Source organism: Streptococcus massiliensis DSM 18628, from assembly GCF_000380065.1.
Classification (GTDB): domain Bacteria; phylum Bacillota; class Bacilli; order Lactobacillales; family Streptococcaceae; genus Streptococcus; species Streptococcus massiliensis.
On sequence record NZ_KB904372.1, the window covers coordinates 1 to 12585 of the forward strand.

16 protein-coding genes and 1 other annotated feature are annotated in these 12585 nt (G+C 42.6%); all 16 genes read left to right on the top strand.

The window, feature by feature from the left end; genetic code table 11:
• The first annotated feature begins 245 nt into the window (after nt 1-245).
• Nucleotides 246-316 (top strand) — a sequence feature (ribosomal protein L21 leader region).
• A gap of 32 nt (nt 317-348) precedes the next feature.
• A complete protein-coding gene (gene rplU, locus A3I3_RS0102510; protein WP_018371163.1) occupies nt 349-663 on the top strand; it encodes a 50S ribosomal protein L21 in 315 nt (104 codons plus the stop codon).
• 20 nt (nt 664-683) lie between these two features.
• Nucleotides 684-1034, top strand: coding sequence for a ribosomal-processing cysteine protease Prp (locus A3I3_RS0102515; RefSeq protein WP_018371164.1), 351 nt, complete (start codon nt 684-686; stop codon nt 1032-1034).
• Between the two features lie 17 nt (nt 1035-1051).
• Nucleotides 1052-1345, top strand: a complete 294-nt coding sequence (rpmA, locus tag A3I3_RS0102520) for a 50S ribosomal protein L27 (RefSeq protein ID WP_018371165.1) — start codon at nt 1052-1054, stop codon at nt 1343-1345.
• 79 nt (nt 1346-1424) lie between these two features.
• Nucleotides 1425-2303, top strand: coding sequence for a GNAT family N-acetyltransferase (locus A3I3_RS0102525; RefSeq protein WP_018371166.1), 879 nt, complete (start codon nt 1425-1427; stop codon nt 2301-2303).
• 79 nt (nt 2304-2382) lie between these two features.
• Nucleotides 2383-3294: a LysR family transcriptional regulator gene (locus A3I3_RS0102530; RefSeq protein ID WP_018371167.1), complete on the top strand. Its 912-nt coding sequence runs from the start codon at nt 2383-2385 to the stop codon at nt 3292-3294.
• Complete coding sequence (lspA, locus tag A3I3_RS0102535) at nt 3291-3758, top strand: signal peptidase II (protein WP_018371168.1); 468 nt, start codon at nt 3291-3293, stop codon at nt 3756-3758. The genes A3I3_RS0102530 and lspA overlap by 4 nt, the downstream gene beginning before the upstream one ends.
• Complete coding sequence (locus A3I3_RS0102540) at nt 3742-4641, top strand: RluA family pseudouridine synthase (protein WP_018371169.1); 900 nt, start codon at nt 3742-3744, stop codon at nt 4639-4641. Before lspA ends, A3I3_RS0102540 begins: the two co-directional genes overlap by 17 nt.
• On the top strand, nt 4634-5164 hold the full coding sequence (locus A3I3_RS0102545) for a CbrC family protein (RefSeq protein WP_018371170.1): 531 nt from the start codon (nt 4634-4636) through the stop codon (nt 5162-5164). The genes A3I3_RS0102540 and A3I3_RS0102545 overlap by 8 nt, the downstream gene beginning before the upstream one ends.
• Nucleotides 5165-5252: 88 nt before the next feature.
• On the top strand, nt 5253-6362 hold the full coding sequence (gene proB / locus A3I3_RS0102550; protein WP_018371171.1) for a glutamate 5-kinase: 1110 nt from the start codon (nt 5253-5255) through the stop codon (nt 6360-6362).
• Between the two features lie 11 nt (nt 6363-6373).
• Entirely contained in the window at nt 6374-7636 is a 1263-nt protein-coding gene (locus A3I3_RS0102555) for a glutamate-5-semialdehyde dehydrogenase (protein WP_018371172.1), read from the top strand.
• A 4-nt stretch (nt 7637-7640) separates the two neighbouring features.
• Nucleotides 7641-8441 carry a pyrroline-5-carboxylate reductase gene (proC, locus tag A3I3_RS0102560; RefSeq protein WP_018371173.1) on the top strand — a complete coding sequence of 267 codons (801 nt, stop codon included), beginning with the start codon at nt 7641-7643 and terminating at the stop codon, nt 8439-8441.
• A 99-nt stretch (nt 8442-8540) separates the two neighbouring features.
• Nucleotides 8541-8879 carry a zinc ribbon domain-containing protein YjdM gene (locus A3I3_RS0102565; RefSeq protein ID WP_018371174.1) on the top strand — a complete coding sequence of 113 codons (339 nt, stop codon included), beginning with the start codon at nt 8541-8543 and terminating at the stop codon, nt 8877-8879.
• A 7-nt stretch (nt 8880-8886) separates the two neighbouring features.
• Nucleotides 8887-9519: a Pr6Pr family membrane protein gene (locus tag A3I3_RS0102570; protein WP_018371175.1), complete on the top strand. Its 633-nt coding sequence runs from the start codon at nt 8887-8889 to the stop codon at nt 9517-9519.
• 192 nt (nt 9520-9711) lie between these two features.
• Nucleotides 9712-10233: a bifunctional pyr operon transcriptional regulator/uracil phosphoribosyltransferase PyrR gene (gene pyrR, locus A3I3_RS0102575; protein WP_018371176.1), complete on the top strand. Its 522-nt coding sequence runs from the start codon at nt 9712-9714 to the stop codon at nt 10231-10233.
• Between the two features lie 3 nt (nt 10234-10236).
• Entirely contained in the window at nt 10237-11511 is a 1275-nt protein-coding gene (locus tag A3I3_RS0102580; RefSeq protein WP_018371177.1) for a uracil-xanthine permease family protein, read from the top strand.
• An 89-nt stretch (nt 11512-11600) separates the two neighbouring features.
• Entirely contained in the window at nt 11601-12524 is a 924-nt protein-coding gene (locus A3I3_RS0102585) for an aspartate carbamoyltransferase catalytic subunit (RefSeq protein ID WP_018371178.1), read from the top strand.
• Nucleotides 12525-12585: the final 61 nt, after the last annotated feature.

Consider the following 12585-nt stretch of genomic DNA (forward strand, 5'->3'; position numbering starts at 1 on the left):
AGTAAGTTTGTGATAAAATTTAATTGTTCCATAAGATTCTTTCTAATGATGGTTTGATCGCTTTTCATTATAGGTCTTATGGGACTTTTTTTCTACAACAAAATAGGCTCCATAATTCCTAAAGTGATTTTACCCACTACAGAAATTATAGAGCCGAAACTACTACAAGTAATTTTCCAGATTTTTGAATGATAAGTCTTGCTATTCTTTCCTAATCGTGCTATACTTGAAACGTTGACTATGCACAGCCTGTGCAACCGCTCGAACATCGTCTAAGAGGTTTGTCCCACGATGCTAGGCGAGTCTTCACAAATCGGGGAAACCCAAAAATATCATAGGAGGTGCATAATGAGCACATACGCAATCGTAAAAACTGGCGGAAAACAAGTTAAGGTTGAAGTTGGTCAAGCTATCTACGTTGAAAAATTGGATGTTGAAGCTGGTCAAGAAGTGACATTTAACGAAGTTGTTCTTGTTGGTGGTGAAAAGACTGTTGTTGGTACACCACTTGTTGAAGGAGCTACTGTTGTTGGTACTGTTGAAAAACAAGGAAAACAAAAGAAAGTTGTTACTTTCAAGTACAAACCTAAAAAAGGTAGTCACCGTAAACAAGGTCACCGTCAACCTTATACAAAAGTTGTCATCAGCGCTATTAACGCTTAATTTTGGAGTAAGATACACATATGATACAAGCAGTTTTTGAGAGAGCCGAGGATGGCGAGTTAAGAAGTGCGGAAATCACTGGGCACGCCGAGAGTGGCGAATACGGCTTTGACGTCGTATGTGCATCGGTTTCTACGCTTGCCATAAACTTTGTCAATTCGATTGAAAAGTTCGCAGGCTATGAACCAAAATTAGAGTTAAATGAGCTAGAAGGTGGTTTTTTACGGATTGAAATTCCAATTGATTTACCACCACACCAAAGGGAAATGACCCAATTATTCTTTGAATCATTTTTCCTTGGGCTGGCAACCTTGGCGGAGGACGAGGAATCATCTGAGTTCGTCCAAACAAAAGTTATCACAGAAAGCTAACACGGAGGAAAACGAATATGTTAAAAATGAATCTTGCAAACCTGCAACTTTTCGCCCACAAAAAAGGTGGAGGTTCTACATCAAACGGACGCGATTCACAAGCGAAACGTCTTGGAGCTAAAGCAGCTGACGGACAAACCGTTTCAGGTGGGTCAATCCTTTACCGTCAACGCGGTACTCACATCCACCCAGGTGTCAATGTCGGACGAGGTGGAGACGACACTTTGTTTGCGAAAGTTGAAGGCGTAGTACGCTTTGAACGCAAAGGACGCGACAAAAAACAAGTATCAGTTTATCCAATTGCGAAATAATGCTAGAACTCCCGTTTTGACGGGAGTTTTTTTGCTATTTGAAATCTATTGCTTATAAATTCAAGGGACTAGTGTAAATATGTTTAACAAAGAAATTATCAATCCGACAGATAATGAAATGAAGCAAATGCAGGATTTAGTGGCAGCGTGCCATGAAGCGGACGGAAGTTTTAGTCAGCCCTATCTGGCAACGACTTACAATGTGGACAAGACCATGCCTGCTTTTCTACTAGCTTATGAAGCGGAAGTCTTGCTAGCTTTTGCCTATCTTTATGCTGATGAACCGCATGAAGCAGAAATTCACCTTTATGTGGCGCCAGCTCATCGTAGACAGGGACTGATGACCTCGCTGTTGGAAAAGTTGGATGATTTGGCTGCGCGATATAGCTTGACTGACTTGGAATTTGCGACAGAAAAAGTCTTCTTGGATAAGCACAAAGATTTTTGTGAAAATTGTTCATTAAGAATTTTAGACGGCAGCGAAATCTGGATGATACGAGCGCAGGAAAGCAATGATGATTTTGAGAAAAATCCTGCTTTACAGATGCGATTAGCAGATAGCAGCATGATAAACGAGATTGCTGCCTTTCAGTCGGTGGCTTTTGACAATGACATAAAAACGGCTCGCCTCTATGCCCAACAGTCAGTGGAAAATCCGAACTCGCTATTATACGTACTTTTATATCATGGTCGGATTGTCGGCTCCTGCACAGTGGATATTTCGGACAAGGTCAATCACATTTTTGGCTTGGCTATCGAAGAAAAGTATCGGGGGCAGGGCTTTGGTACGTATCTGATGAAAAGTCTTATCCATGATTTACATAAGCAAAACGATTGGGATTTTCAAATCGTCGTGGAAGAAGACAATCATCCAGCCCGCAAACTCTATGGTAAATTAGGCTTTGTTGAACGCACAGAGGTTGTTTACCTAAAAAGGGAAGTAACTAAAATTAAATAGTTTATCTTTTTAGATAAACTGTTTTTTGTTTATCAGATATTTATGGTAAAATAGAAAGGACAAACTAAAGGATTGTGTTATGAATATTCAACAATTACGTTATGTAGTGGCGATTGCCAACAGTGGGACTTTTCGTGAAGCAGCTGAAAAGATGTATGTCAGCCAGCCCAGTCTATCTATTTCTGTTCGTGATTTGGAAAAAGAACTGGGGTTCAAGATTTTTCGGCGGACGAGCAGCGGGACTTTCCTGACTCGGCGCGGTATGGAATTTTATGAAAAGGCGATCGAAATCGTCAAGGGTTTTGATATTTTTGAAAATCAATATGCGAATCCAGAAGAGGAAAAAGCAGAATTTTCGATTGCTGGTCAGCACTATGATTTTTTGCCACCGATCATTACTAGATTTTCTCAGGAATATCCAGAGCATAAAAATTTCAGGATTTTTGAGTCAACGACGGTGCAGATTTTAGACGAGGTTGCGCAAGCTCATAGTGAAATCGGGATTATTTACCTTAATAATCAAAATACTAAGGGGATTATGCAAAAGGTGGAAAAATTGGGGCTTGAGGTTGTGGATTTGATTCCTTTTCAGACTCATGTTTATCTTCGAGAAGGGCATCCGCTGACTCAGAAAAAAGAAATTACTTTAGATGATCTGGCGGATTTACCAACGGTGCGGTTTACTCAAGAAAAAGAGGATTATCTCTACTATTCTGAGAATTTCTTTGATACAGCAACCAGCTCTCAGATGTTTAATGTGACAGACCGCGCCACACTAAATGGGATTTTGGAGCGGACAGATGCTTATGCGACAGGCTCTGGATTTTTAGATAGCGAAAGTGTAAATGGCATTACCGTTATTCCGATCAAGGATGCTTTGGATAACCGCATGGTCTATGTCAAGAGGGCAGAAGTTGAGATGAGTCCAGTTTGTGAAGCCTTTGTCAGGGTTATGCGTCAGTATTTTGAGCAGAAAGAGAGTGGACAATGAGGCGGAAAATTATTCTTCCTGTAAGTATTTTATTTTTAGTAGTGCTTGATCAGTTGGTTAAAGCAGCTATTGTAGCCAACATTCCTCTGGGGCAGGTGCGATCTTTTATCCCGGGTTTGCTCAGTCTCACCTATCTGCAAAATACAGGTGCAGCTTTTTCCATACTTGAAAATCAGCAGTGGTTTTTTGCTCTGGTGACCTTTGTTGTTATCGGCGGAGCAATTTGGTATTTGGTGAAAAATTTGAAAGCCAGCCCTTGGCTCTTAACCAGTCTGGTCTTGATTATTGCGGGTGGTTTGGGAAATTTCATCGACCGCGTTCGTCAGAGCTTTGTGGTAGATATGTTTCAGTTGGATTTTGTAAATTTTGCGATTTTTAACGTGGCAGATAGCTATTTGACTGTAGGGGTATTGTTATTTCTCATTGTCATGATGAAAGAAGAGGATCATGGAAGTAAGAGTTGAAATAGGTGGCAGTCGCTTAGATAAGGCAGTTGCCGATTTGACCGAATTATCGCGTAGTTTAGCAAATGAACAAATCAAATCAGGACAAATCTTGGTCAATGGTCAGGTCAAGAAAGCCAAGTATGCCGTCCAAAAGGGCGATGTCATCAGCTATCAGGTGCCTAAGCCAGAGGTTCTGGACTATGTGGCGGAGGATTTGCCTTTGGACATCGTCTATCAGGATGAGGATGTGGCGGTGGTCAACAAGGCGCAAGGCATGGTTGTGCATCCGAGTGCAGGGCACACGAGCGGTACGCTGGTCAATGCCCTCCTTTACCATATCAAGGATTTGTCGACTATCAACGGCGTTTTGCGGCCGGGGATTGTGCATCGGATTGATAAAGACACATCGGGGCTGCTTATGATTGCCAAAAATGACGCCGCTCATGTCAAGCTGGCTGAGGAGCTAAAGGATAAAAAATCCTTGCGCAAGTACTGGGCGATTGTTCATGGAAATATTCCCAAAGACCGCGGGATGATTGAAGCGCCGATTGGTCGGAGTGAAAAAGACCGTAAGAAACAGGCGGTCACGGCTAAGGGGAAAGAGGCCATTACGCGCTTCCACGTCTTGGAGCGCTTCGGTGACTATACTTTGGTCGAATTGCAGCTGGAGACGGGGCGAACACATCAAATCCGTGTTCATATGGCTTATATCGGTCATCCAGTGGCGGGCGACGAGGTTTACGGTCCTAGAAAAACGCTCAAAGGTAAGGGGCAATTTCTCCATGCACGCACTCTTGGATTTACCCATCCACGAACAGGGGAAATGCTGGAATTTTCGGTAGAAGCGCCAGCCATTTTCCAAGAAACATTGGAGAAGTTGAGAGGTGACAATCATGGATAGAGTGACTTTTTCTTATCACCCCAATATATATGATCTTGATCCTAGTGTGTTCTATGAGAATAGCGAGGGGCTCCTTTGTCAGGTTTGTGGACAAAAACCGTCGCTCTATTTAGAACGCATGTATACAGTAGAGAAAATCTCCTGCCTTTGCCCGAGTTGTGTTGCTAGTGGTGCAGCAGCTAGGAAGTTTAAGGGCGATTTTATTCAAGAGGCTGAGTGGGAGAAAGTGAGCGACTCGGAGCGTGTCAAACATTTTTTTGAGACAACACCAGGATATGTCAGCTGGCAAGGAGAAATGTGGCTAGCCTGTTGTGATGATTTTTGTAACTTTATTGACTATGTGGGTATGGAAAAGTTACAAAAAATGCCTGAAAAAAAGACGATTTTAGCAGATTATGCCAAAAGACAGGAATATTCTCGCGATACAGTAGAAGAATACTTAAGTCGTTCAGGAGATATGACTGGCTACTTATTTCAATGCCGTCATTGCAAAAATTATCATTTGTATGTGGATGCAAGTTAATGGACGCTAAGGGCAACACTAGAGTTGAAGAAGCAGAATACTTAGTTTTCCATTTTGCTTTCTAGTTGTTAAAAAGTTAGGAATGGATATGAAATACAAACGTATTGTTTTTAAGGTAGGGACGAGCTCCTTGACCAATGAGGATGGGAGTTTATCAAAAAGTAAAGTTCAAGCAATTACCCAACAACTGGCTATTTTACACGAGGCGGGATATGAGTTGATTTTGGTGTCTTCCGGAGCGATTGCAGCTGGTTTTTCTTCTTTAGGTTTTAAAAAACGTCCGACTAAGATTGTGGATAAACAAGCTTCAGCTGCCGTTGGGCAGGGCTTGCTTTTGGAAGAATATACGACAAATTTTCTATTAAAAGGGATTGTATCAGCTCAAATTTTATTAACGCAAGATGATTTTGCAGATAAGCGTCGCTATCAAAATGCGCACCAAGCGATGACGGTTTTAATGAATCGGGGAGCTATTCCGATCATCAACGAAAATGATTCGGTAGCCATCGCAGAATTAAAGGTCGGTGACAATGATACTTTGAGTGCGCAAGTCGCTGCCATGGTCAAAGCTGACCTGTTGGTTTTGTTGACAGATGTTGATGGTCTTTATACGGAAAATCCAAGCAAAAATCCTGAAGCTAGGCGCTTAAATAAAATAGAAAAAATTCATTCTGACTTACTGGCTATGGCAGGAGAGGCGGGGAGCGACAATGGTACAGGTGGTATGGTGACTAAAATCAAAGCTGCTGCTCTTGCGACAAATGCAGGAGTTCCAGTTTATATTTGCTCTTCTAAGAAAGAACAAGCTTTGCTTGAAGCAGCAGAGAATCAGCAAAATGGAACTTTTTTCTTAGCTCAAGCACAAATGATGAAAAGCCAGAAGCAGTGGCTAGCTTTTTACGCCTTCAGCCAAGGAGTGATTTTTGTTGACAAGGGTGCTAGCCAAGCGCTTACTCAAGAAAGGAAGAGCCTCTTGGTTTCGGGGATTGTCCGCATGTCAGGGAATTTTTCCTATCGAGATACCGTGACTGTCTATGACCAAGTGAGTGGTCGAGTTTTGGGCAAAGGTAAGGTGCGCCTTGGACAGGCTGCTTTGGAAGATTTGTTAAAATCCAATAAGCCCAGAGGAACAGTCATTCATCGTAATGATTGGATTTCGCTGACGCCAGAGTTAGACTTCTTTTTATCTGAATTTTAGAAAGGAAAATGATGGATAGTACACAAGCAATGCTTGAAAAAGTCAAGCTAGCTAAAAAATCAATCAATACTGCTGGAACAAAGGAGAAAAATCTTGCTTTAGAAGGTATGGCTAAGAGTTTGATACAGGCTAGCCAGAAGATTTTGCAGGCAAATCGTCAGGATCTTGAGGCAGCAAAAGGGCAAATATCAGAAGTAATGCTAGATAGACTTTCTTTAAATCAAGAAAGAATTGCTCAAATGGCACAGGGAATTCGAGACTTGATTGTTCTTCCTGATCCTGTTGGACAGGTAATCGAAAAAAGAAGGCTAGATAACCAACTGGAAATAACTAAAAAACGGGTGGCTTTGGGTGTGGTTGGAATCATTTATGAAAGCCGTCCTAATGTGACTTCAGATGCAGCGGCTCTAGCTTTGAAGAGTGGGAATGCAGTTGTGCTTCGTAGTGGCAAGGAAGCCTATCAAACATCCTTTGCCATTGTTGCTGCTTTGAAGGCAGGCTTGGCACAAACAAGTATTTCGTCTGATTGTCTACAATTAGTTAGCGATACTAGTAGAGACAGCGCTTATCAGTTAATGAGAGCGAAAGGATATTTGGACTTACTTATCCCTCGTGGTGGGGCAGGTCTGATTCAGGCAGTGGTGGAAAATGCACAGGTGCCAGTCATTGAGACGGGAACGGGGATTTGCCATGTTTATGTGGATAAAGAAGCCAATCAAGAAATGGCTTTATCTATCATCGAAAATGCAAAAACAAGTCGTCCGTCTGTTTGTAATGCCATGGAAGTTTGCCTTGTGCATCAAGATATAGCTCCCTTTTTCTTGCCAAAATTAAAAAAGGTTCTGCTAGAAAATCGCAAGGCTGCTAATTTGCAACCTGTTCGCTTGCTCTTGGACGAAAGAGCTGGTACTCTAATTTCAGGGGAAGGTGCGTCAGAAGCAGATTTTGACCGAGAATTTTCAGATTATATTTTAGCTGTGAAAGTCGTCTCTTCCTTGGAAGAAGCAGTTTGCCATATTGAGCAACATAGCACCCACCATTCAGATGCTATTGTGACAGATAATACAGTTAATGCAGCTTATTTCACGGATCAAGTAGATAGTGCTGCCGTCTATATCAATGCTTCTACACGTTTTACAGATGGCGGACAATTTGGCTTGGGGTGTGAAATGGGAATTTCCACTCAAAAACTACACGCTCGTGGACCGATGGGCTTGGAAGAATTGACCACCTACAAATATATTGTGGAAGGTCAAGGGCAGATTAGGGAGTAAGGATATGAAAATTGGTTTTATTGGTTTGGGGAATATGGGAGCTAGCCTTGCGCGTCTAGTTCTTGCTCACAAAGAAAAGACAGAAGAGATTTTATTAGCGAATCGCAGTCAAGAAAAAACAGAAAAAATAATTGAGGAGGTAGGCGGATGCCTAGCTAGCAATCAAGAAGTTTTTGCTCAAGCAGACATAATTTTTCTTGGAGTGAAACCAGCGCAAATGGCTGATCTACTTCAAGAGCAGGTAGAAATCCTGAACAAAAGAGAGTCCGTCCTCTTTGTTTCTATGGCTGCTGGCTTAAGTCTTGATCAATTACAAGATTTAACGGCTCCTCAACATCGTTTTGTTCGGATTATGCCTAATACCCCTATAACAGTTGGAGCAGGTGTGATTAGCTTTGTACTTTCTTCAAAAACAAAGGAAGCCGATGAACAACTTTTGCTTCATCTCTTAGCTCCAGCGGGCAAGCTAGTCAAATTGGAAGAAAAACAAATGGATGCTGCTACGGCTCTAGCTGGCTGTGGCCCTGCTTTTGTTTATCAATTTATTGAGGGGTTGAGTGATGCGGGAGTAAAAAATGGGCTCCCACGCGAGCTAGCTCTTGAGCTAGCCTGTCAAACTGTTTTAGGGGCCGCAAAGATGATTGAAGATAAAGAATTGCATCCTGCTGTCTTAACAGACCAGGTCGCTAGTCCAGCGGGCGCAACGATTGCAGGATTAGCTAGTTTAGAAGCAGATGCCTTCAAGGGAAAGGTTATAAAAGCAGTAGATGTTGCCTGTAAACGAACACGGGAATTAGCCAAATGAGAGTGTTTGTCAGCATTATTCAAAAGTTACATGAGCACAGATTGTCAAATGAGGCAAAATCAAGTACAATAAAACAGTTATTTTAGAAAAGGAAGAGAAATGAATCAATTACCAAACTGTCCGAAATGCAATTCGGAATATGTCTACGAAGACGGCGCCCTCTTGGTCTGCCCAGAATGCGCCTACGAATGGAACCCTGCTGAGGAAGCAGAAGTGGAAGAAGGGCTTGTGGCGCTTGATGCCAATGGTAACAAGCTGGCTGACGGCGACACAGTGACCCTTATCAAGGACTTGAAAGTCAAGGGTGCGCCTAAAGATTTGAAGCAAGGCACGCGGGTCAAAAATATCCGCCTTGTTGAGGGCGACCACAATATCGATTGCAAGATTGACGGTTTTGGTGCTATGAAGCTCAAATCTGAATTTGTCAAGAAAATCTGAGGGCGCTATGAATCGGAAATTTATTTTTGCTTATCGTATCCTTCTCTTCTTGCTGGCTTTTGTTGGTGTCTATCTGGAAATTTCCAAGTATGGCTGGGGCATGCTCATGTACTACACGGTGCTGTCCAACCTCTTGGTGCTGCTCTTTATGGGCTATCTGGTCTATCTCATGGCGCATACCGAGGACGCTTGGAAAAGCCCCAAACTCTTGCGGGTCAAGGGGGGCGTGACCATGTGTATCATGATTACCTGCGTGGTTTATCATTTTATGCTGGCGCCGATTGCGACTGACTTTTACCGTTTGGAGAATTTTCTCTGTCACTATATCGTGCCACTGGCTTTCTTGCTTGATACACTGATTTTTGACCGAGCGCGGCAATACCGCTGGTTTGATCCTATTTCTTGGACCAGCGTTCCCTTGGTTTATATGGTTTTTGCCCTGTTCAATGGCTTTGTGACCAAAATTCCCATTCCTGATGCCAAAGACAATCCCTTCCCCTACTTTTTCCTCAATGTCAATAAGTACGGCTGGGGCTATGTCATCAAGATGTGCTTGATTATCTTTGTAGCTTATCTGGTTGGTGGATATATTTTTTATGCTATAAAATCAATTACATTTGCAAAAAAATACAAAAAATAGAAGTTTTTACTTGCATTTGCTAGAAAATATGCTATACTAGAAAAAATTGAAGAAATTCCTTTAAAATTGTCCTGTGAGACAGTCAAGGAGTTAACAGTTAAAAGACTAGTTTAGTGTGGTGCTATGCTTGTATTTTCTGGAACCTCCTTGTTTCAAGGAGGTTTTTCTTATGTATAAAAATAGGAGGTTTTCATGAAAGCAAAAGAAGTCGTTGATGAACTCACCATGAAGCGAGCAATCACTCGTATCACTTATGAAATCATCGAGCGCAACAAAGACCTGAATAAGATTGTTCTGGTCGGTATTAAGACGCGCGGGGTCTTTATCGCAAGGAGAATCCAAGAACGTTTAGCACAGCTGGAAAATATTGATGTACCAGTGGGTGAGCTGGATACCAAACCTTTCCGTGATGATGTCAAGGTTGAAGAAGATACAACAGCAGTGCCAGTGGATATTACTGACCGCGATGTTATCTTAGTCGATGATGTCCTCTATACGGGTCGAACGATTCGCGCAGCGATTGACAATCTCGTTAGTCTTGGCCGTCCGTCGCGTGTTAGCTTAGCCGTGCTGGTTGACCGCGGACACCGTGAGTTGCCGATTCGTGCGGATTATGTCGGCAAGAACATTCCAACTAGTCAAACCGAAGAAATCGTCGTTGAGATGAGTGAACTTGATGGTCAGGATCGTATTTTAATCGCAGGGGGAGAATAAAAGATGAATACAGAGATTCGCTATGATGTCAAGGATATGCCAAAAGCAGGTTTGTTATTAGGCTTGTCCTTTCAGCACCTCTTTGCCATGTTTGGGGCAACCGTTCTAGTACCAATTTTGGTAGGAATTGACCCAGCAGTCGCGCTCTTCTCAAGCGGGCTAGGAACTTTGGCGCATTTGACAGTTACTAAATATAAGGTGCCAGCCTACATGGGTTCCAGCTTTGCTTATATTGCAGCCATGCAGCTTCTGATGAAGACAGATGGGATTGCAGCAGTTGCCCAAGGGGCAATCACAGGCGGTCTGGTTTACTTTATCGTTGCACTTATTGTCAAGTTTGCAGGTAATGCTTGGATTGATAAGGTTTTGCCCCCAATCGTAGTTGGGCCAGTTGTCATGGTTATCGGTCTCAGTCTTGCGGCAACGGCTGTTAGTGATGTCATGAATATCAATGGTCAGTACAGTTTAACAAACTTCACTATCGGGATGGTCACTCTCCTAGCAGTTGTGCTCTTTAACATCTATGGCAAGAAAATTGTTGCCATTATTCCAATCCTTTTGGGTTTGATTGTTGGCTATCTCTTTGCACTGGTTCTGGGGATGGTCACAGGACAAGAAATCATCTCTTTTGCGGGAGTGACTAAGGCGGCTTGGTTTCATTTACCACCAATGCAATTACCTTTCTTACATTACGGATTTAAAATCTATCCAAGTGCAATTTTAACCATGGCACCGATTGCCTTTGTGACCATGACTGAACACTTTGGGCATGTCATGGTTTTGAATAGTCTGACCGGTCGTGACTTCTTTAAGGATCCGGGACTTGATAAAACTCTTGCAGGAGATGGGTTAGCTCAGGTCATTGCTGGTTTCTTTGGGGCACCGCCAGTGACTAGCTATGGCGAAAATATTGGTGTTATGGCGCTCAATAAAATCTACAGCGTTTACGTCATTGCAGGAGCAGCAGTACTTGCGGTAGTGATGAGCTTTGTCGGTAAGGTTTCAGCACTCTTGCAATCCATACCGAGTCCAGTCTTGGGTGGGATTTCGATTGCCCTTTTCGGGGTTATTGCGTCAAGCGGTTTGAAAATCTTGATTGAAGACCAAACAAACTTTGATAATAAGAAAAATCTTCTCATTGCAAGTATTATCCTAGTTTCAGGTATTGGGGGATTGACCTTACAAATTTCTGGTCTACAAATTTCAGGTGTTGCCCTGTCAACAATCCTGGGAATTGCTCTTTATCTCATCTTACCCGAGCCAGATACAAATCATTAACATCGTTATCGGTGCTTTCTCTAGTAGAGAAAGTGGATAAAAATTGTCGTCGTCACTCATATGTTTTACTAAAGAAAGTAGGTATTGCCATGTCAACAAATCAAATCGCTCTCAAAAATCTTGTATCTATGGAAACTCTCTCAAATGAAGAAGTTTTGAGCCTGATTAAACGCGGAATTGAATTTAAAAACGGTGCCAAGGTGCACTATGACGACCAGCACATCGTTTCTAATCTCTTTTTTGAATCTTCAACTCGAACGCACAAGGCATTTGAAGTCGCTGAGTTAAAACTTGGCTGCGACCTGCTTGATTTTGATGTCAAGACCAGCTCGGTCAACAAGGGAGAAACCCTCTACGATACGATTTTGACCATGTCAGCACTGGGAGTTGATGTCTGCGTCATCCGCCACTCGCATGTGGATTATTATAAGGAATTGATTGAAAGTCCGACGATTACGACTTCCATTGTCAACGGTGGAGACGGCTCTGGGCAACACCCTAGCCAAAGTTTGCTAGATTTGATGACTATTTATGAGGAATTTGGACATTTTGACGGGCTCAAGGTAGCCATTGCAGGTGACCTATCTCACTCACGCGTTGCCAAGTCCAATATGATGATTTTGAAACGTTTGGGAGCGGAGCTTTTCTTTGCAGGACCAGATGAATGGCGGACACCTGAGTTTGAAGACTATGGAACCTTTGTCACGATTGACCAAGTCATTGATCAAGTGGATGTTATGATGTTGCTTCGTGTGCAACACGAACGCCACGATACTTACGGCGATTTCTCTAAGGCTGCTTATCATCGTGCACATGGACTGGATCAAGCTCGCTATGATCGCATGAAAGACCATGCTATTATCATGCACCCTGCGCCAGTCAACCGTGATGTGGAGATTGCTGATAGCTTGGTAGAAGCTCCAAAATCACGGATTGTCAAACAAATGACTAATGGTGTCTTTGTCAGAATGGCGATTATTGAAGCAGTATTGGCAGGACGTGGTGCGAAATAAGGAACAGATGAGTAAATTTTGTAGGCTTGGCGGAAAAGGATTTCGTCAAGCCTCTTTTAGG